15 protein-coding genes and 1 pseudogene are annotated in these 21,188 nt (G+C 50.8%); 9 read left to right on the forward strand and 7 right to left on the reverse strand.

Features of this window, described 5'->3' with window-relative positions; translation table 11 throughout:
* The first annotated feature begins 39 nt into the window (after window positions 1-39).
* The 4 genes and pseudogenes from RAC90_RS17710 (at window position 40) to RAC90_RS17725 (ending at window position 4,537) form a co-directional block, all read left to right on the forward strand.
* A complete protein-coding gene (locus RAC90_RS17710; RefSeq protein ID WP_375124586.1) occupies window positions 40-2,013 on the forward strand; it encodes an autotransporter outer membrane beta-barrel domain-containing protein in 1,974 nt (657 codons plus the stop codon).
* 229 nt (window positions 2,014-2,242) lie between these two features.
* Window positions 2,243-3,115, forward strand: a complete 873-nt coding sequence (gene rluF, locus RAC90_RS17715; RefSeq protein WP_375124587.1) for a 23S rRNA pseudouridine(2604) synthase RluF — start codon at window positions 2,243-2,245, stop codon at window positions 3,113-3,115.
* Window positions 3,116-3,123: 8 nt separating this feature from the next.
* Window positions 3,124-3,645 (forward strand): annotated as a pseudogene (locus RAC90_RS17720) (GrpB family protein).
* 220 nt (window positions 3,646-3,865) lie between these two features.
* The gene (locus RAC90_RS17725) at window positions 3,866-4,537 is read left to right on the forward strand and encodes a hypothetical protein (protein ID WP_033742365.1); all 672 of its coding nucleotides are present in this window, start codon (window positions 3,866-3,868) and stop codon (window positions 4,535-4,537) included.
* A 44-nt stretch (window positions 4,538-4,581) separates the two neighbouring features.
* Here the strand turns inward: RAC90_RS17725 and RAC90_RS17730 are convergent, their stop codons facing one another.
* Window positions 4,582-6,354, reverse strand: coding sequence for an EAL domain-containing protein (locus RAC90_RS17730; RefSeq protein ID WP_375124588.1), 1,773 nt, complete (start codon window positions 6,352-6,354; stop codon window positions 4,582-4,584).
* A 670-nt stretch (window positions 6,355-7,024) separates the two neighbouring features.
* Here RAC90_RS17730 and RAC90_RS17735 point away from each other — a divergent pair.
* Window positions 7,025-8,218 (forward strand): diguanylate phosphodiesterase, encoded by a 1,194-nt coding sequence (locus RAC90_RS17735; protein WP_054634040.1) that lies wholly within the window; start codon window positions 7,025-7,027, stop codon window positions 8,216-8,218.
* A gap of 448 nt (window positions 8,219-8,666) precedes the next feature.
* Window positions 8,667-9,437, forward strand: coding sequence for a DeoR/GlpR family DNA-binding transcription regulator (locus RAC90_RS17740; protein WP_033742616.1), 771 nt, complete (start codon window positions 8,667-8,669; stop codon window positions 9,435-9,437).
* A gap of 514 nt (window positions 9,438-9,951) precedes the next feature.
* Here RAC90_RS17740 and RAC90_RS17745 read toward each other — a convergent pair.
* Window positions 9,952-10,191: a hypothetical protein gene (locus RAC90_RS17745; RefSeq protein ID WP_006122003.1), complete on the reverse strand. Its 240-nt coding sequence runs from the start codon at window positions 10,189-10,191 to the stop codon at window positions 9,952-9,954.
* Window positions 10,192-11,014: 823 nt separating this feature from the next.
* Between RAC90_RS17745 and RAC90_RS17750 the strand changes: the two genes are divergently transcribed.
* Window positions 11,015-12,781, forward strand: a complete 1,767-nt coding sequence (locus RAC90_RS17750) for a GGDEF and EAL domain-containing protein (RefSeq protein ID WP_058702513.1) — start codon at window positions 11,015-11,017, stop codon at window positions 12,779-12,781.
* A 94-nt stretch (window positions 12,782-12,875) separates the two neighbouring features.
* On the opposite strand, the gene RAC90_RS17755 is transcribed toward RAC90_RS17750, so the two are convergent.
* Together RAC90_RS17755 and ascF are read right to left on the reverse strand one after the other, a co-directional pair.
* Window positions 12,876-14,306, reverse strand: a complete 1,431-nt coding sequence (locus RAC90_RS17755; RefSeq protein WP_375124589.1) for a 6-phospho-beta-glucosidase — start codon at window positions 14,304-14,306, stop codon at window positions 12,876-12,878.
* A 29-nt stretch (window positions 14,307-14,335) separates the two neighbouring features.
* Complete coding sequence (ascF, locus tag RAC90_RS17760; protein ID WP_058702514.1) at window positions 14,336-15,784, reverse strand: PTS cellobiose/arbutin/salicin transporter subunit IIBC; 1,449 nt, start codon at window positions 15,782-15,784, stop codon at window positions 14,336-14,338.
* Window positions 15,785-16,099: 315 nt separating this feature from the next.
* Here ascF and RAC90_RS17765 point away from each other — a divergent pair, with 315 nt between their 5' ends.
* A complete protein-coding gene (locus RAC90_RS17765) occupies window positions 16,100-17,107 on the forward strand; it encodes a LacI family DNA-binding transcriptional regulator (RefSeq protein ID WP_110268503.1) in 1,008 nt (335 codons plus the stop codon).
* Between the two features lie 15 nt (window positions 17,108-17,122).
* Here the strand turns inward: RAC90_RS17765 and RAC90_RS17770 are convergent, their stop codons facing one another.
* The gene (locus RAC90_RS17770; protein ID WP_375124590.1) at window positions 17,123-17,872 is read right to left on the reverse strand and encodes a DNA-binding transcriptional regulator YciT; all 750 of its coding nucleotides are present in this window, start codon (window positions 17,870-17,872) and stop codon (window positions 17,123-17,125) included.
* 58 nt (window positions 17,873-17,930) lie between these two features.
* Window positions 17,931-19,193, reverse strand: coding sequence for a YbiU family protein (locus RAC90_RS17775; protein ID WP_375124591.1), 1,263 nt, complete (start codon window positions 19,191-19,193; stop codon window positions 17,931-17,933).
* 225 nt (window positions 19,194-19,418) lie between these two features.
* On the opposite strand from RAC90_RS17775, the gene RAC90_RS17780 reads away from it, so the two are divergent.
* Entirely contained in the window at window positions 19,419-20,240 is an 822-nt protein-coding gene (locus RAC90_RS17780) for a Cof-type HAD-IIB family hydrolase (RefSeq protein WP_277284326.1), read from the forward strand.
* Between the two features lie 264 nt (window positions 20,241-20,504).
* Here the strand turns inward: RAC90_RS17780 and RAC90_RS17785 are convergent, their stop codons facing one another.
* On the reverse strand, window positions 20,505-21,188 hold the full coding sequence (locus RAC90_RS17785; RefSeq protein ID WP_375124592.1) for a hypothetical protein: 684 nt from the start codon (window positions 21,186-21,188) through the stop codon (window positions 20,505-20,507).

Below are 21,188 nucleotides of genomic sequence, written 5' to 3' on the forward strand. Positions count from 1 at the left end.
GATTTATCCATCCTTGTTATTTCCTGAACGGAGCTGGTCATGAAGAAAAATCGTGCATGGTTTCCTGTGTCGTTCGTCGCGCTTGCCATCCTGGTAAGCCCACCAGCGGTGATGGCCTGGGACAGTCTTACCGTATTTGGCGACAGCCTGAGTGATACAGGCAACGTCGGCCGTTTTACCTACGATTCTGCCAGTCATCCACTCTATGATGAAATCATCGCCCGTGACGCGGGACTGATGCTGCAGCCGTCCTCTCAGGGCGGGAGTAATTACGCGGCAGGCGGTGCTGTGGCGGTGCCTGCTCTCAATCCGCAGTTTAATACCCAGGATCAGGTTGCCCGCTATCTGTCGTCAACGAATGGCCGGGCCGATTCCAACGGGCTCTATATTCACTGGATCGGCGGGAATGACCTGGCCGCTGCCACGCTCATTCCCAGCCCCTCGCTGGCGCTTTCTCTGGTTGACAACAGCGCCGGTGCGGCCGCCAGCCAGGTCAGCGCGTTACTGAATGCGGGCGCTGGTACGGTGATAGTGCCAACCGTGCCGAATGTCGGTGCGACGCCTGCCCTGATAGAAGGAATACTTCAGGGGGCCGGTTCCGCAGCGGTGGCGGCGGCGTTTCAGTCACTGAACGCGGCGACCACGTTCACTACGGCGGAACGGCAGCAGGCTATCCAGACGGCTTTCGATCAGGCTGCTGCGCAGCTCTCTGCCGTACCGGCGGTTCGTGACCTGATCGCACAACAGCTGTTCGCCGCCTGGCAGCAGTTAAGCGATCAGGCGGCTTCTCTGACGGCCCGTTACAATCAGCAGGAAGAAAACGCGCTGGCGGCTGCACAGGGGAATATTGTTCGGGTCGATATTAATGGGCTTTTTAATGAAGTGATCGCCAGTCCGGCGCTTTATGGTCTTACTAACACCGCAGGCATGGCCTGTCCACCGGGCACCTCTTCCGCCGTCTGTACTTCGTCGACAGCGGGTTTCTCATCGCAACAGACTTTTTTGTTTGCCGATCGTCTTCATCCCAGCCCTGCGGTGCATGCCCTGATTGCTGACTACATTCAGTCAATCCTGGATGCACCAGCCCAGGTCGCGGTACTGACGCAGGCACCGCTGTCGATGCTGCAGGATGTGCATAACACCCTGGACAGTCATCTCCAGCAGCAGCGCAGGCAACCCGCTGAAGCCGGAGAATTCACTGTGTTTGGCGGTTACGCCGGTCAGCACGCGCGCAACAAAAGTGATGTTTTTAATGATGGCGACACAGATACCGCAAACCTGTCAGCCGGCATGGGTTATCAGCTGACCGACAACCTGCAGGCAGGGGCGTTGCTGTCAACGGCCAGCCAACGACAGCATCCCTCTGAACGTTATGATTACCGGCTGCACGGCAACATGGTGGCACTCTGGAGCCAGCTACAACTGATGGACAGACTGTGGGTCAACGCCGATATCCATTATGCGGATCTGGATTACGACAGCATTGAACGTCAGATAAAACTTGGCCCTGCGGTCCGCACTGAACAGGGCAGCAGTAGTGGAAAGCTGATGGGCACGCGGGTTCAAACCGGTTGGGATTTTCCCTTAAACGAGACGATTACCACGGGGCCTGTTGTCAGCTATGCGCTGGATTATGTGCGGGCCGACGGTTATCAGGAACGCGGCGACAGCAGCAGTGCGATGCGTTTCTCCGATCAAACACGGCATTCACAAACTGGGGCAGTGGGGTGGCGCATTGATACCCAGGGATTAGGAATCAATCCCTGGGCACAGGTCAGTTATAACCATCAGTTTGGTGACACGGATACGTCGGTGAGTGCAGGTCTGAAATCGACACGAACGGCTTTCCGACAAAGCCGTTCTAATCAGGATAAAGACTGGGCGGATATAGCTGTAGGGGCCAATGTCCCCATCGGCGATGCGGTTAGCGCTTTTGCCGCTGTGTCGACGGTGGCGGGCGCGCGTGATTATCATGAGGTCACCTGGAACCTTGGCATGAGCGCGCGGTTTTAGCACCTGTCCGGTGCAGGCCTATGAGCGTCGCATCGATCAGGCCCGGGTCAGCGCCATCGAAAAAGGCGCGGGATGAGACTGATGTGTCACGTCGTCTGCCTGCACTTTCAGGTTCAAAACGCAGAGGATATGGCCCGATTTTACTGGCCGATGAAGGGGCCAAAAGTTTAATGCCTTCTGCTTCGCAAGCGAGAGCGGGTAAGGTATAGTGCGCGTTTTTGGAGGAACCATGCTGACGCATTCATCAACACGACTCAATAAATACATCAGTGAGAGCGGAATCTGCTCCCGCCGCGATGCCGATCGCTTTATCGAACAGGGCAACGTTTTCATCAATGGTAAACGCGCAGCCGTTGGTGCCCAGGTTTTTGCTGGCGATGTCGTAAAAGTGAATGGTCAGCTGATTGAGCCTCGTGATGAAGATGATTTGGTGCTGATTGCGCTGAATAAACCCACAGGCATTATCACCACAATGGAAGAGGGCGAACGCGATAACATCAGTGATTTTGTTAATCACAGTAAACGCGTTTTTCCCATCGGTCGTCTCGATAAAGATTCGCAGGGACTTATTTTCCTGACCAATCATGGCGATCTGGTCAATAAAATTTTGCGTGCAGGCAATAACCACGAAAAAGAATATGTCGTCACTGTTGATAAGCCCGTTACCGATGAATTTATTGCCGGTATGGCAGCCGGCGTTCCCATGTTGGGCACGGTAACCAAAAAGTGCAAAGTGAAGAAAGAAGCACCCTACGTGTTTCGTATTACGCTGGTACAGGGGCTTAATCGGCAGATCCGTCGTATGTGCAAACACTTTGGGTATGAAGTCACCAAACTGGAACGCACGCGCATTATGAATGTAAATCTCAAAGGTATTCCTTTGGGTGAATGGCGCGATCTGACGGATGATGAATTAATCGAACTGTTTAAGCTGCTCGAAAATTCCACTTCTGATGACAAATCGGCAAAAAAGACGCCGCAGAAAAAATCTCCTGCAAAAAAACCAGGGAATAGCCAACCTAAAACGGGCGTAAAAGCTGATGATAAGCCCGCTTCACGCAAGCGATTTACGCAGCCGGGTCGCAAGAAAAAAGGGCGCTAAAAAGCGAAATGATAAACGGGCGTCAGATAATCGTGAGTGAGTATTGCCCTGAATGGGCGAATCATTTCTCTGCTGAGGCGGCTGTGTTAGCGGCGAGATTGGGTAAACACCTTGTCGCTATTCATCATATTGGTAGCACTGCGGTGCCAGGATTAGCGGCCAAACCGATCATCGATATTTTGCTGGAAGTGATTACTCATGATTCGTCTGACATTACGTCAGCGTTGTGCGCCTCTGGCTATCAGGCGCGTGGCGAAAACGGTATGCCAGGAAGACGCTATTATACCAAGGGCCTTCAGGGCCGCCGTACGCATCACGTCCATGCTTTTATCCAGGGCAGTCCAGATATCATCCGGCATCTGGCGTTTCGGGATTATTTGCGAAAATATCCAGACATCCGCGACAGCTATGCGGCAGTGAAATACGCCGCGTAACGTGACTGCCGGGGGGAGAGTAACGTTTACTGTGAATTAAAAAATGCGTTTGTTCAGACCCATCAGCAACGCGCACTAGCCCTCTATCCCTTCTGAATTATCTCTCTGAACGCGTCTTTTTTTCCTTTTGCAAAATTTAGCCTTGCCTGCACATTCAATGATGCAGCCTGATGCTTATGGCTACAGACGGCATCACAGAACGATAAGTAAGACGGTGCCCAAAAGGAAAGCGCAACGTCGCATAATCAGATGACGGCACCTTTTCAGTAGTAAAATGGCATGGCAGGATACGCTAAATTACAAAGGAGTGGGCCTGATGTTACTGAAAGGTATGAATGATCCGTTGTTCAAAGCGTATCAGCATCCCAAAGCAAGGCTAATGATAAGTCGTTTCAGAGGATTAGCCGGTGACCGGCGGCTTAGCGACTGGCAGGTATTTTGTATTCTGGTCAACGGTTTTACTAACTACTGGTATGTGCATTCAGGCAATTTCACCATCAATGTCACCTTAACCAAGACGCGTCAGTTCGATTTTATGCAGGATTTTTTGCATTTCACGGTGACGCTGGATGGTCTGTTAAGCGACGAGAATTTCCGCTGTCCCGACTTTATTTTGCCCCATTATGATGTGCCTTATGAATTTTGCCGTTGGCGGAGTAAACGTGGCTACGATTCGCAAACCACCTATGTGGGCAAACATGGTGTGAAGTCCCACAAAGGCCTGTTCATTGCAACTCATGATCCGATCAGGGATGAATATCAGATGAAATGGGAAGGCATTATTACGGTTTTTGATAAAGCCTTTTTTAAAATGGGAAACTTCAACACCACCTGCGATTTTTTAATCAACGATATTACCAAGACCATTCATGAGGGCGTGGTGAAACATCTGAGCCTGTATCGCGATCTGTACCATTATCTGTTTCCCTCACCCACAGAAGCGCGTATCCAGGCCCGTGATACGAAACGCCATCTGGCCAGAAAATAAATACCAGCAGGATGGTCCACGAGTACAGAACGGGGAGAAAACGCTTACCCCGGTAACTTCCATTTCAGCCAGGGATCGAGTTCCGTTTCTGTCATGGGTTTAATGTTGAAATATTCATAGGTAGCCTCACTGTTATCTGAGGTGACCACAGAGGCGGGACGATCGCTGTAGGCTAAAACAAGGAGATTGAGCTCTTTAAGCGTCGTAAAAATACTGTGTGCGATAAGTCGGGAAGTAATATTTGTATGGATTTCGTTGGCCAGTGTTTTATCCAGTTTTATAACATCAGGCGGCGTCCCGCGCAGATAGCGTATTTTGCGATAGCCTTTCGCGATATATTCCCATGTCATTGTGAATCCCATACGTCTTAGCATTTCCAGGCCCAGCATGGCTGAGGGGCTGTCAATGATATGCTCTTTTTGAACGATTTTGATGACCAGCATTGACACAGGTAAGGTTGCCTTAAGCATTTTTTCCGCCAGCTTTTCTGCAAACGCCCGATCTGTCACATCCCGCTCATGAATACTGATTGTGACAGGTAACTGAATAGGATGATTACGTAGACGTTTAAGCCGGGCAATAGTGCTGTCAATCAGCCAGGTCGTGAGTGTTGTGCCCAGCTCAGTCCCAACGGCCAGTGAAGTAAAGTTATCGGCTGCCAGCTCTCCACGTTGGGGATGATGCCAACGGATCTGCGCTTCGAGGCCAACCGGTTTACCACTGAGCAAGCACACGTTGGGCTGGAAAACCAGATACAGTCCCTGGTTGCGCCGCAGCGCGTCTGCCAGATCACGCATTAAGGTGAAATCAGCGGGGGAACTCGCGTCTTTAATTCCATCACTAACAGCATCACACAGACGAACGGACGGACCGCTCACGCGTTCCAGCGCATTGACTGCCTGTCTGAGAGCGTCCTGGGGGAAGGTCTGGCCGGCGATAAAGTCGATCTGCGCGGTACAGGTCGCCAACGCCATAGTGAGGCCGTCGCCCATATCGGCATGAATCCCGTTTAACCGTTCCTCAACCCATTTTGCGCTAACGTGGCTTTCTGCACGGGTCAAAATCGCAAAGCGGCCAGTCGCGATCGTGTAAATCGACTCACCACTGGCAGGCCGAAGACGTAACCTTAACAGGGTGGCGACATCCTTAAGCAAGGACTCCAGCGACGCAATGCCCAGTGACCGGGACAGGTCGTAGGCGCGTGACATATCAATACAGTCGATAAGCACCAGACGGCGCAGTGCCGTGTCATTCAGCGTGGCAAGATGCAGAATGTCGCGAAAGAGACGTTCCCGATTGGCCATGCCGGTAACAGGTTCGATAAAGGCCGCCGAATGCCAGGCTTCAAGAAAGGCAACAACCAATCCAGCCAGTGACTCAATGATCTGTTTCTGCTGGTGGCTAAAAGTCCGTGGCACCGTATCCGTCAGGCATAGCGTTCCCAGTATCTGTCCATGAGCGTTTTTCAGCGGCGTACCGACATAAAAGCGAATATAAGGGGCATGGACAATCAAAGGGTGATGGGCATAACGCGGATCAAGTCGGGTATCGGGTGCAATGACCGTCGTATCACTTTCGACAACATGCCGACATAAGGCCTGTTCGCGCGTCGTGTCACTCAGCTCAATATTGTAATTGGCACGCACACTATGCTTATCGTCATTTAAGACAGCGATATAACTTCCATTAATACCAACTAACTGACAGGCCAGACGTAAAAACTTTTTCAGCACCTCATCCCGGCCTCTGTCTGAGACGCGCAGTGACTGTGTTGTTCTGGTGCGGTGATATTCCTTGTCGCCAGGTTCCTGAGCCATTGCCGCTCCTGCCCATATGCTGAATGATATTGCAAAAAATAATTGTACGTTGATTTTAAAAAATAAAAGCCAATCACTATAAAAGGCGAAAGCAATTAATGCGTTGCGATATTAAACCGTCATGGAATAACCGTTTACGTCCCGGATGAAGGCCGTTTATTTTTGGAGTTAATGCGTATTGATTAATACGTCAGGTGAGGAAAGAACAGAAACCCTGGAGCCTCGAACGAAGATTTTATTTTCGCTTACGCTTTTTTATAAGGCAAATTTCTGGCTGCGATACATTTTCCGACGTTCTCCGTGCGGCATGTCGGGCCGGCTTCAGGTGGATAAATCTGCAAACCCAGAAGCGCGGGTCACCGGCAGGTGGGTTAAAGCCTTTTAAAACATAGAGTTAAAAAATAAATAAAAGCGCACTCATTAGCAGTTAAAAAATATCTCTTGTAAAAAGAGGTCAGGGCAGTAATCGTTCCCCGCTGAAAAAGTAACGATAATTAATGAGAAGCCGATCCGGGTTTACTTTGTGTTATTTTGTCTTGCGCGCCATCACTGTTCCTCCCTGATGCAATTTAATGTAAATTATTGCGTCAGTCCGCGCACCGAGACCTGCATGTTAAAGGAATAACTGATAAGCTGACGACTACAATCACGTTGATGCTGGAGATGCCCTTTGCTGACCACAATAATTTATCGCAGCCATATCTCGGATGACGTTCCTGTTAAGACGCTACCCGGAATGGTGGATGATGCCAGCATACTGAATGCGTCTCATGATGTGACCGGTATTCTGTTGTTCAATGGCACGCACTTTTTCCAGTTACTGGAAGGCCCGGAAGAGGGCGTGCTTGCCATTTATCAGCGAATTTGTGCTGATCGACGTCACCATAACCTGGTCGAGTTGATGCGTGATTATGCGCCCTCGCGTCGGTTCGGTAATGCCGGCATGGAATTGTTTGATTTACGTGAGCATGATCGTTCCACTGTGCTTCAGGCGGTGCTGGATAAAGGCACGTCGAAGTACCAGTTAACTTATGCTGACCGCGCGTTGCAGTTCCTGCGTACCTTTGTTGAGGCGCGTGAGAAAGAGAATTACTTCGAGGTATTGCCCTCCGAATACTGGGAATTCATTCCGGAAAGCACCACTGCCAGCAAGGTGACGCCTTCGGTATCGGGTATTACTTTCCGTCCCGTCGTCGATCCGCTTGCCCGTCAAGTGACGGCGATTGAGGCGATAGCGGACGCACGGCTTCGTCGTACTGAACAGCGCGATTCGTCAAAGCAGTTACATGATGCCGATCTTGACGCGGTGATTACAGCGTTCAGGATGGCCGGGCGGGCCTGCCCGGACGAGATGACGCTGTATGTCAGTCTGCTGCCTATGACGCTGGTTGTCGTACCTGATGCGGTTCAGACCATTGTTGCGGCCATAAATGCTGCAGGGCTGGTCCCTGAGCAGGTGGTGATTGGTGTCAGCGAAACGGAAGTTATTTCACGCGTGGAAGCTTTTTCGGTTGCCGTCAGGGAGCTTAAGGCTGCGGGCATCAGTCTGTCCGTCGATAATTTTGGTGCCGGTTCCGCCGGGCTCTCGTTATTGACACATATTCAGCCCGACCGGATTCGCATTGACTCAAGTATCACTTCCGATGTTCACCGCAGTGGTCCGAAACAAGCCGTGGTTCAGGCCATTATAAAATGTTGCTCTGCCTTAGAGATTACGGTCATTGCTGCCGGCATCGTGAAAGCGGAGGAGTGGATGTGGCTGGAAGCAGCGGGCGTGATTAATTTCCAGGGCAGTTTATTTGCTCCTTCAGGTGCGCTTCATTCAGACGCGGTGGCCTGGCCGGAATATCGAAGCGCGATGTAAGGTCCGGTTAATATTATATGTCACGATAAAGACATCGTATCACTCGCAGCAGGGACCGCTGCCGTTTTGATTGCGTCAGCAGTGCTCCTGAGACCGCATTCAACCTGTCCCGACTTCACGCCTGCATCAGTCCTGTCGCCTTTCACATCAAATTTTTACCGTCCTCGTTTCAGACGAAGTGGGACGAAACCTTATATTCATCTAAGAGCATTAACACGCCGTCGCTCGCTGAGAAGTCATGCTGAACAGAATGCTTTCGCGATGAGAGTAAGCATGGCGCAGGAAAGCGGATCACCATCATTTCAGTCGTGCAGTGAGGAATCCAAAGGTATTTACTCACCCGTGAGCTGAGTCAATCATCTTCTCAGTATTACCTGGACAGAAAAATCGCACTTTGCGATCATATCTGCATGATCCAAAAAAAGAAAACGCCCTGGTCAATGTGAAGATGAAAGAAAACAGTCGTTTAGAATCGATAATGAATTACCTGAAAGGAAATAATCTGGTAACGGTTGAACAGCTTGTTTCGGTCACAGGCGCTTCTCCTGCCACTATCAGGCGTGATCTGATTAAACTCGATCAGGAAGGAGTGGTCAGCCGCACGCACGGGGGCGTAACGCTTAACCGCTTTATTCCATCGCAGCCGACGACGCTGGAAAAATCGTCACGGAATCAGCCTGAAAAACATGCTATTGCGCGCGTTGCAGCCACCTTCATCAAAGCAGGCGATGCAGTAATCCTTGATGCAGGGACGACGATGTTTGAGCTGGCCCGGCAAATTACCCATATGCCGCTACGTGTGATCACCAATGACTTACATATTGCGCTGTTCCTCTCCGAGTTTAAGCAGATTGAAGTAACCATCATTGGTGGGCGAATCGATGAAAGCAGCCAGTCCTGCATTGGCGATCACGGTCGGAAGATGCTGAACAATATCAATCCTGACATTGCTTTCCTGAGTGGTAATGGATGGGATATGACGAAAGGCGTGACATCGCCCACGGAAGAAAAAGCGGCTCTGAAACACGATTTGATCATCAATGCGAGGCGACGTGTTTTGCTGGCAGACAGTTCAAAATACGGTGCCTGGTCTCTTTTCAATGTGGTTCATCTGGATGCGCTGACGGATATTGTCACTGACGCTAATCTGGACGCAGATGTCAGGAAAGCGCTCCTGTCCAGCAGCGTGCCTGCGTTGACTATCGCTCATCCTGCCTGAGTTGCCTGCATTATTTTGCCAGTAACAACTTACAAAAACTGATGGGCGCAGAAGCCGCAACGATGGGGCCCAGAGAAATGCGGTCAACCCGCGTTTTCTGACTCGCCTGATGGCGGCTGAGAACGGTGATCGCGTGTTGTGATGATTGAGGTCTCGCTTAAATCACGCGCTTGTCGCATCACATCAGTGATTCAGTAAGTGCAGAGCCGGGACTGATGCTAACAACCACAATGGACGGCATCGGTATGCGTTGACGATGAAAAGTGACCGAATCACTTATCTTTCTGCAGAGCGGGTGGTCACGCCACACGCATCATGGCAGCGCCAGGCAGTGTCTCGAATCAAACTAAACGTGGATAGATGAAGTGTTGATGCTACGGGGTGAAGAGCTGGGCTGACTAAGGGATGATCAGTGTGTAACATGAGTCTCGCAGCGTTGACATGAATGAAGGTGAACGGGGGGCGTGCCAGGACGGGGATTTACAGATGTGTAAGTATGAATGCGTCACAACGGTTATTCTTCCATTGATGGTCTGAGGTAGAGCGGCGTATCGCCTTCTTCGTAGTGTTTCGGATGCCACACCATCGCGCCATTCTCATCGCCAATAAACGTCATACCTAATGGTTCAATGATCGCATAGGGCTGTGCGAACGCAGCACGGTAAACCCGTATCTCTTTCGCCATTGCCACAACCTGATCTGAAAATTCGTCGGGGTGGCTGAGAATGTAATTCAGTTGATCGTCAGTCAGCATACTTCATTTCCTGAGCAACCCAGACCTGCTGGCGCCAACTGGCAGGGTTGTTTAACCTGTTAATCGAGTTCAGCATTGGCATTGTTCCGCCAAGGCAATAAGTGTACCAATTATCAGCGTGTCAGCCCATCATTACCGTCAGGGCGTCGTTTAATAAGCGAAAAGAAAAGCTGTTCAGCATACCGTAGCCGGCGATAGCGGGCTAACGTCCATTTCCTTATGCTTTCAGCCAGAAGTCTGCTGACATTTATCGTGTCTGCAGACACTAAGATGCCTGAACTGTTCTGTATTCCTCGCGCTATCACGAAGCCCCCGACCGTGTTTGTTAATCTTTGCTTCCATAACTTTACATTTTGCATTTAATTAACGTCTGTGCCGTCAGGATGTTTTGCCATTATTAAGTTCTTATCTCTGACAGAAAAGCTTAAGTAATATTTCATAACGGCAGTCTTACAGGCGCGCAACAGGTAATAACTGAATGCGCATTCATTACTGAGAGAGGCAGCCTGTGGCAAGATGAAGCGTCGGGAGAAAAAACCGCTTAATGTGGACCAATACCCTTAATGGGGTAAGCTGATCGATTATTGTGCCTGAACATTGACAGCGATGTCGTCTCCTCACCAAAAGTGCCGCCTGCGTGTCGGGCATAACGCAGAACGTTGTGACATTTACGGTTAAAAATGACTTAAAACCTTTTCTTGCATGTTATACAGTCTCGCATGGCCTCTTGTTTGCTATAAATTGTCGGTCAATGTGGCGCTAAATATTTAAAATTAGGCTAAATTGTTTTCTGCGTTTTGCACCCGCACATGGGGAGGCTGTTGTGCACGATAATCAAAGTGGCAATGAAGAAAATCGTCTTAAAGCGGTTAAAGCACTTTTGTCACCTGATGTAACCAGGGATGAGGTGCTGGAAAAATTTGTACAGCTTGCCGCGCAGGCACTCGGCATTTCGGGCAGTTTTATCTCAATTATTGACGACAAAAATCAATACATTAAAGTTTCCCGCAACTTTAATCTTAAAGCGTCGTCACGTGATGTTTCCTTGTGTCGACATGTTATTGATGGCGACGGCCAACTGGTCATTCAGGATACACTGCAAGACAATCGGTTCTCTTTCCATCCGCTAGTGGAAGGCGAGCCGCATATCCGCTTCTATGCGGGCGTGTCATTATGTAATGTTGAAGGGTTGGTTCTGGGCACGTTATGTGTCACAGATACGCAACCCCATACCTTTAACGATGCGCAACTCGAAACCTTAAAGTCGTTAGCGAGGCTGGTCACCTCATTTCTGGACGCCTGGAATCTGGCCAGTTTTACTGACCTGATCACGCATCTTCCTAATCGCCCGCGGTTGTTGCGTGATATGCAGCAGCTGGCCGTGAGCAATCCTGATCGACGCTTCCGCCTTATTCTTATCGACTGCATTGATATTCCGCATGCTTATGAACTCTCGCGCACCTTTGGTATCGCGCCGGTAGAAAACCTGCTCCGGCAAATCGCCGGCCTGGTCAGTGCGCGCCTCGAACTTGAGTCCGATGATATGCTTTATTCATTCGCACCGGGTCGGTTTGCCCTCATCCAGCCCTATCTTGAAGGGTACACGGCACAAAGCACGATTGATGTTCTCAAGAATTTGAAGGCGGATTTAGCGGACAATATCACGATCGATATCGACGTTTATGCAGGTGAAACAGAATTTGTCTCCCGAGAGATAGATGCCAATGAAATCGTTCGTCAGGCGGTAAGCGCACTGCATGAATGCATTTATCAGAATTGCGGTGCCATGACCTTCGATCATGCTTATGATTCGCGCCGCACGGATGATTTTCTCATCATGAATGATTTGGCACAGGCGCTGAAAAAAGACGAAGGTCTTTATCTGGCTTATCAGCCCAAAGTGTGTTTAAAAACCGGCAAAACCGTGGGGCTGGAAGCGTTGATCCGGTGGCATCACCCGGAACGAGGCGAGCTGTTCCCTGCCGATTTTGTTCCCCTGGCTGTAAAAACAAACCTGATCTCGGTGCTGACGGACTGGGTCATCGATCGTGTCATCGTTCAACTCAAAACGTGGAAACAGGAATATCAGTTAATTCCTGTCTCAGTTAACGTCAGTGAACGTGACTTTTCACGCCCCGGCTTTGCGGCAGATTTGGCCAGTAAAATGCAGGCTGCTGATTTGCCTACGTCCTTTATGGGCGTGGAGTGCCTTGAAAATGAACTCATTACAGAAAGCCATGTTGCTATAAACGGCCTGGAAGCGCTGAGAACCGAGGGGTTTGTTATCTCTCTGGATGATTTTGGCACAGGCTACAGCAACATCAGCTATTTACAGGAAATTCCCTTAGACGTTATCAAAGTTGATATGTCTCTGATTAACCGCATGGACAACGATCAGGCGTCCAGAGTGATTGTCAGAAGCATTATTCAGATGTTGAAGGAGCTGAATTATACGGTTCTGGCGGAAGGGGTCGAAACCGAAGCGACGCTGAGTCTGCTGAAGCAGTATGGTTGCGACCAGATTCAGGGCTACTTTTTTTCTAAACCGCTGCCAGCCAGCGAGATTGAACACTGGCTGCTGCAAAAATAACCGGAACAGAAGGCGACAGTATTATCTGTCGCCTTATCCCTTTAAATGCTTCACCGCCGTCGCGTCTGGCCACGTCTCGTGGCTGCACACCGACTCAATCCAGATCGCGGCCATTGCTGGCGATGACTTTCTTATACCACCAGAACGATTTTTTCCGGCGTCTTTCCAGCGTCCCGTTACCGTGGTCGTCCCGATCAACATAGACAAAACCATAGCGCTTGCTCATTTCACCGGTCGAAGCCGCCACCAAATCAATGCAGCCCCATGTGGTATAACCCAGTACGGGAATACCGTCGCCAATCGCGTCAGCCATGGCGCGAATATGCTCACGCAGGTAGCTGATACGATAATCGTCTATGATTTCGCCTTCTGGTGTTAACTCGTCACGTGCACCCAGACCGTTCTCGACTAAAAACAGCGGTTTCTGATAGCGGTCGTACATAATATTCATGGTGATGCGAAGTCCAAGCGGATCAATGCCCCAACCCCATTCACTACGTGCGATGTGCGGATTAGTCAGCGATTTGACGACATTGGCTGCGCTGCTGTTCTGGTCATGCATATCAGCAGATGCGCAGCGAGAGGCGTAATAACTGAATGAAACAAAATCGACAGTGTTTTTAAGGATCTCCGCATCGTCTTCCGCCATAACGATCTCAATGCCTTTCTCTCGAAACAGACGCGCGGAATACGCTGGGTAGGCGCCCCGTGCCTGCACATCGATAAAAAACAGATTTTCACGATCCTTTTGCAGTGCCGCCCAGACATCGTCGGGTTTACTTGACCAGGGATAAAAATTGCCGCCTGCCAGCATGCAGCCTACCTGGTTGGCCGGGTTGACCTCATGAGCAATTTTCGTTACCAGCGCACTGGCAACCAGTTCATGATGGGCGGCCTGATATTTAACCTGCTCGGTATTTTCACCCGGTTCAAACACCAGCCCAGCGCCTGAAAACGGACTATGCAGCATGATGTTAATTTCATTGAAGGTAAGCCAGTATTTCACAAGGCCGTCGAATGCCTCAAAACAGCTTCGTGCATAGCGTGCGAAAAACGCGATCATTTTACGATGACGCCACGATCCATATTCCGTTACCAGATGCATCGGCACGTCAAAATGGCACAGCGTCACCAGTGGCTCAATGCCATAGCGACGACATTCGGTAAACAGATCACGGTAAAACGCCAGCCCCTGCTCGTTGGGCGTTAATTCATCTCCACGAGGGAAAAGTCGGCTCCAGGCGATAGAGGTGCGAAAGACGGTGAATCCCATTTCTGCCATCAGCGCAATATCTTCGCGATAGCGATGATAAAAGTCGATAGCGGTATGGCTGGGATAAAATTCATCATCGCGCAGTGTGACGCGTTTTTCCTGCCCCAGTTTCACCGGCATGCGTGCCGGGCCAAGCGGTAACATGTCAACGGTCGTTAATCCTTTCCCGCCTTCAAGAAAGGCGCCCTCTGACTGGTTTGCGGACAGGGCACCGCCCCATAAAAATCCTTCCGGGAATACTGACTCAGACATGACATCCTCTTTGATACTGTAATCATTAATTAACTGGCGTTAACCGCGTTCGCTTTTTCTGCGGTGACGACGGACGAGGGCGCAGACGGCTGGGTCGTTTCAGGGATATCTTCAAACCCCAGAATGAGAGTAAGAATGAACGACAGCACGACAGAAAGCACCATTACCGCCACGACCCAGACAATCGACAGGGGATTGGACGGATCAAAAAACTGCACGCTGGTAAATAATCCTGGCGAAGCCATTGAATGGCTGGCAAGCCCGCCGATTCCGGCAACGGCACCGCAGATAAAGCCACTCATCAGGCTGGCGATTAATGGGCGTTTCAGGCGCACGGCGACACCGTAAAGAGCAGGCTCAGAAATACCGGCCACAATAGCGGAGGCCGCGGCTGCAAGCGCCGTTTGGCGTAATTCGCGGTTTTTCGTTTTAAAGGCGACGGCCAGCGACGAACCGCCAAGTGATAAGTTGGCCCCAATTTCTGAAGGCATCACCATGCCTTCTTTACCTGTTTCTGCAATCGTCTGGATGATGGTAGGGGTAAAAACCCGGTGCATGCCGGTCATTACCAGTAGCGGCCACAGCCCGCCCATGATGGCCACGGAAAGCCAGCCCAGATAGCCGTGAATGGTGTAGACCAGCGCAGAGATACCGCTGCCGATCCAGATGCCAATGGGACCTATTAATACAATCGCAATCGGTGCCGCAATCAGCACAATCAGCATCGGCTTAAGGAAGTTTTTGGTGACGGCAGGCGTAATCCGATCCACGCCACGTTCGATATGGGACAGAATCCACGTCATCACAAGCGCGGGGATCACCGTATAGGTATATTTCACCGCCGTCACCGGAACAGAAGCAAACTCGACATGCTGGCCTTGAGCTGCTTTGGCCATTAAATCGATGAAAGTGGGGTGCACCAGGACGCCGGCAATAGCAATCGCCAGTGACATATTGGTTTTAAATTTCAGTGCGGCAGAAGCCGCTACCATGACCGGTAAAAAGAAGAATGCCCCATCCCCGATAACGTTCAGGATGATCAGCGTGGACGAGCCTTTGTCAAAAACGCCCGCCATATCCAGAATCATGGCCAGCAGTTTGACCATCGATCCGCCAATGATCGCCGGAATCAGTGGTGACATGGTACCGACAAGCGCATCGAGAATACCGGCACCAATGCTTTTCAGCGTGATACGACGTTTAACTGGCGCAGCGCTTTCAGCCTGCGGTTGACCGAGCGCCAGAACGGCCTGATAGGCTTTGGCAACATTATTCCCGATGATCACCTGATACTGTGTATCGGTATGCACGACGCCCATGATGCCGTTGACGGCCTTCAGGGCCGCCAGATCGACACTGTCGTCGTCTTTCACGACAAAACGCAGGCGCGTCATACAATGCGTAATGGCGCTAATGTTGTTCAGGCCACCTAAGGCGGTAACGATAGCCTGTGAAATCCCGGCATAATTTCCTGACATGATGTTTCTCTCGTAGGGTAGAGGGAAGTGCGTTCTGGTTTCCGCTCATGACGGCTGTCTTATTGTTTTACGTCTTTCGCCAGGGGAACGTTGCGTGACCACTGACGATCGGCACGGCAAAATAGGAAACCGGTTTCACAAAATCATGAAGCTGTTTTGGGGCTGACACAAGCGCCAATAATCACCCTGTGTTATTTCTGTGATTAAGGTCACTGTCAATGATCTGGCGCGCCCTGTGGGCTGGCGTGTAAATATTTCAAATAATGAAAGACTTAGGTAGACTGCTTTCAGGCTGAGAATTCTGGCGATCCTCATATGACAACGATTTCAGAAGTGGCAAAACGCGCCGGTGTCTCAAAAGCAACGGTTTCCCGGGTATTGTCGGGCAACGGTTACGTCGGCAAAGAGAAACGTGAACACGTTTTGCAGGCTATCGCTGAGACAGGCTATCGGCCCAATTTACTGGCCCGTAATCTGGCAAATAAAAGTACACAAACCATAGGGCTGGTGGTGACTAACACACTGTACAGCGGCAATATTTTCAGCGAGTTAATGTCGCATTCCGCCAGGATTATGGAGCAGCAGAATCGTCAGTTAATTCTGGCTGACGGGAAGCACACTGCCGCTGAGGAGCGCGCGGCGATTCAGTTTTTGCTCGATCTACGCTGCGATGGCATCATCATCTATCCGCGCTTTCTGAGTATTGATGAACTGGATGCTATTATTTCCGACCACAAACAACCCATTCTGGTAATCAATCGCCGCCTGCGCATTCATGAAAGTTTTTGTGTATTCAGCGACCAGCAGGCAGCAGGGCGGCTGGCTGTCAATCATCTGCTTGAACAGGGGCATCGTGATATCGCGTTTATCACCGGCTCGCTGGATTCTCCTACCAGTCAGGAACGACTTTCCGGTTATCAGGCTGCATTAAGCGCGGCGGGCATTGCGCCTAATCCCCAGTTGATTGTGCAGGGTAAGTGGACCGCACAAAGCGGCATGCTGGCGGTCAAATCCCTGCTCGCCAGCGGCGAGTCTTTCAGCGCTATCGTAGCCAGCAACGATGAAATGGCAATTGGTGCCATTAAACAACTCACGGAAAACAACATTGCCGTACCGGCCAGAGTTTCGGTGATAGGTTTTGATGACATCCCGCTGGCTCCGTATGTGATTCCCTCGCTCTCCAGCATGAAGTTTCCGGTTACCGACATGATCAATGAAACTATCAACCGGCTGGTCGCCATGCTTGATGGCGGCGAGTTAATGCAGCGTAAGCCTTTTATCGCCAGTCTGGTTTCGCGCGATTCTGTCAGCGTCGCACCCTGAAACCGTCAGCCACCTTTAAGCGATCGTCACTGGTATCACCTCGGTGCCTTGCTCTGTAAGCCGGTTCACGGTATCCGCGGGCAACCCGTGTTCCGTGATGACATGACGCGGCGCATAACCGGGCGATAAAGGATAGGGATAAAGCTGTCCGAATTTACTGCTGTCTGTCAGGACATAGCTCTCAGCGTCTTTTGCCAGGACAGCGTCCACCACGTCACACCGTAGCATGTCGCGACCGGTAAAACCGGTTTCCGGGTGCCAGCCATCAGCACCAATAAACGCTTTATGAAAGTGGGTCTGCTGAATGCAGTAACGCGTCAGTGGCCCGGTCATCGATTCACTGCTCTTTTGTAACCGGCCTCCCAGCACAATGACCTCACAATCGGCTTCTTTCAACAGATGAGCGATATAGTGACTGACGGTGATAAGCGTCAGATTTTTTCGACCGGCAAGCGCAAGTGCCAGTAAGGCATTCGTACTGCCGCCCTCGATAAAAACTGATTCGCCCTCATTGACGCGTCCGGCGGCATAACGGGCCAGAGCCTGTTTGATGCTGAAACGTGTGTTCATCCGTGTGCTCACATTATCACTGTCCAGCGCGACGGCTGCACCGTGAACGCGACGTAACACGCGCTGCTGTTCAAGTTGTGTTAAATCCTGCCGTATCGTCACCTCAGACACACTGACAACGCGAGCCAGTTCACTGACGGTGATGCTGCCACGCACATTGACCAGTTCGATAATTTTTTCCTGGCGCGTATTCATACCGGCTCCCTTTATCCTACTGAACCAAAGCGGGCATTAACCCGCTTACTCTTTTTTATCAGGACTGGCACAGGCTGCGTTTCCCGAGTGGGTTAAGGTCGGCCAGGGTAAAGCGATTCTTCCAGTCAGCTTCGTAATGCTCCGGTGGGAAGTCCGCAGGGGAATGACCTTGCTTCAGCGCATGCGCCACATGATGCGCATACGCGTGGTTTTTATCGCACAGTGGCGCAGCAGGAATATACATCACATTTCCCCAGCCTTGTTGGTTTTCGACCGGCGCGACCGCGTGAATAAGGTCACAATGCCACCAAACGGAATCGCCGGCGGTAATAGCCGGTACCGGGCATAAGCCCTTCATCAAATGGGGATGCCATTTTTCATTAACAGGCAGGACGCGGCCGGGTGCGACACCGCACAGTTCATCTTCCGGCACATCGGAGAGCAGTGGACGTAACAGAAGATAGGCCATTGCCATGGGGACGGGCACAACGTGAAGTAAACCCTGACCCGGGATCATATCGGACAGCGCGGTCCAGCCCTGGAAAGTGCGGAAGACAGAACATTTTGTGGTGTCCGGTACATCGTATTCATCGACGTCGCTGCGGTGAGCGGCATTCCAGGGATCGTAGCGATCAATATCCCCGTTAAAAACGGCGTGAAAGACGCGTTGATAAGCAGGCAACAGCCACCGTTCCAGCGCGCCTGAATCGGTATGCGCACCCAGTCCCTTTGACGTGGTGCCCGGTAGCCGTCGACGAATACGGTCTGGATAGAGGATATTCACGTCAGGATCAAACCATCGCTGCCCCTCCGATTCATAGGTCCATAACCGGTTCAGAAACGACTGTACCTGATGCATTTCCGGGCGTTGACGGGCCTGCATTTGAGCCTGAGACCAGTAAATGGGGTAAATTTCTGGACGGGATGCCTCAAGACTGCCGAAAAAATTGTCTCCTGGCCCGCGGTACTGTGCATCAAACTGGTTTTCATCCAGATAACGCAACATGTCGGCGTCCCAGGCCAGTGCCTGCTCACGGGGGAAATGCTGCCGGACGACGACACAGCCGCGCCGCTTGATACGCGCCCGCGTTTCCGGGGAAACCGTGCCTGAGGCTATCGCCTCGCCCGTGACGATGGGCCAGGCGCTCCCGGTTTGAGCCTCTTCCTGCCTCGCTTCGGCAATGGCCTCTTCTGTTTTCTGACAGACTTGCCGAAATACGCGCTCAACGTCGCCGATCTGCTTACGTGCGCGCTGCTTAAAGTTACGGATAGAGGCAGAGATGTCCTCAGGAAGTGGGGTGTAGTGAAGTCCTTCGCGCATAGATTAACCTCTTAACAGATGATGTTATTTCGAATGAAATTTATGTAACCTTCATTCGAAGGTGATGGTCATTATTAACAGAGCTTTAACTTTCAATCTGGGCGCGACGGCACAATTTGCCATAACAGGCGGAAATTCAGCGTTTGTAACTTTCAATAATCCTTACAGCGAGTAAGCTTAACCACACAGTTAGCCTGTTAAGGCCGGGAGCAAAGGGGGAGTAAAATGGCAGTAAGGATGATTGCAGTGGATATGGACGGTACCTTTCTTGATGAAAACAAGCAGTACAATGTCCAGCGCTTTTCACGCCAGTATGCTCTGCTCAAAGAAAAAGGTATTCATTTTGTGGTCGCCAGCGGCAATCAGTATTACCAGTTACAGCGATATTTTCCTGACATCAAAAATGAAATTGCCTTCGTGGCAGAAAACGGTGCGTGGGTGTCGCATGGCGATGAAGTGATATTTTGTGGCGAGCTGGCAAAAGAAAGGGTACACAGCGTACTCGATATTCTGTCCAGAGAACCGGATATCAGCGTCGTTGTTTGTGGCCGCAAAAGCGCTTATGTTCACGCGTCCATGCCGGATAGCGTGATCGGCATGCTAAAAAATCATTATTACCGACTCGAGAAGCGCGACAACCTTTACGATATTGATGACACTGTCTTTAAGTTCTCGCTCAATCTGGCGCACGAAGGGATTGAAAGCCTGATGACGCGTTTGCATACCCAATTGGGCGAAATCGATCACATCATGCATCCCGTTTCCAGCGGTTATGGCTTTATTGACCTGATTATTCCGGGTTGCCATAAAGCGCACGGTATCGCTTTGCTTCAGCAAAAATGGGGCATTAGCGATTGTGAAGTAGTGGCTGTCGGCGACAGCGCGAATGATATCGAGATGTTACGTCAGGCCTGCTTTAGTTTTGCAATGGCCAATGCGGGTGAGGCTGTCTCGGCTGTCGCGCGTTTTAAAACCGAGAGTAATACGGACGAGGGCGCGCTGAATGTGATTGCCCGCGTTCTGGCTCGTGAATTTCCATTCGACTGATTTCACTAATCAGATATCAACCAACCCAAATCACGTCCTGCGGAAACCACAGGTGACGTTGTCACTTGCAGCGATGTTTTCAGGGGTTGCTCACTCATCGTGAGCAGCCTCCCTGACGAGCCTGAACGTAAGCTGAGCATCAACGAGGCATAATATAGTTACAACATACTTTAAGCGTTTTAGGTTATCCCTGGCATTAACCTATGTGCCTGTTTCGCCTGCCAGATGCAAAGGCTGGCCCGATGCATATCGGGCCATGGAAGGTTAGCGATCGGCTTTATTTTCATCAACACCGGAGGGATCGTTTTCAGCCTCTGACTGCCACGGTTTCAGGAGCTGAATATCCAAAATGACATAAACCATCGTACTGATAAACAGTGAAATGACGCTACCAAACACACCGCTGGTAGTGAAGGTAAGGTAGTTATAGATGATTAACCATGTGAGGCAAATGAACATCGCGAGCGCCAGCATGATGGATGAAAGCGAGTAGTTGCTGGTACCCGCGCCTTGCTGATGCGTCAGTTTAAATACATGACCAGTGGTATACCTTTCCAGAATTAAAAGTGTTCGTTGCCAGTTACGGCGTTGACGTGAACCCGCGCGCACAAGAAACAGGTAAAGCACAGAAATAAAAAAGCCGGAAAAGGCGATAAGCACCGGCACGGCTTCTAATGCGTATTCAATACTTTTGTGACTCGCCCCGGCGGGACTCAGGTCCAGCGTCAGTGATGCACCCAGCGCCGCATAGAGAAAAACGAACAGGGCCAGAAACGTGATCGTTCGTTTCCAGTCTGCCTCAGCCTCATGATTTTTTTGCTTTAGCGCGACAGTATAAGCGCGATCAATGTGTTCAGCGTGGGGAGAGTGCATCTCAATGACGTCAACGGGTTCGTCCAGAAGTGCGGTGATAAATGCTTTATGATCGTCAGGCAGGGGGATTTTCAT

The sequence above is a fragment of the Pantoea sp. CS_6 genome, from assembly GCF_041954745.1.
In the GTDB taxonomy this organism is placed as follows: domain Bacteria; phylum Pseudomonadota; class Gammaproteobacteria; order Enterobacterales; family Enterobacteriaceae; genus Pantoea; species Pantoea stewartii.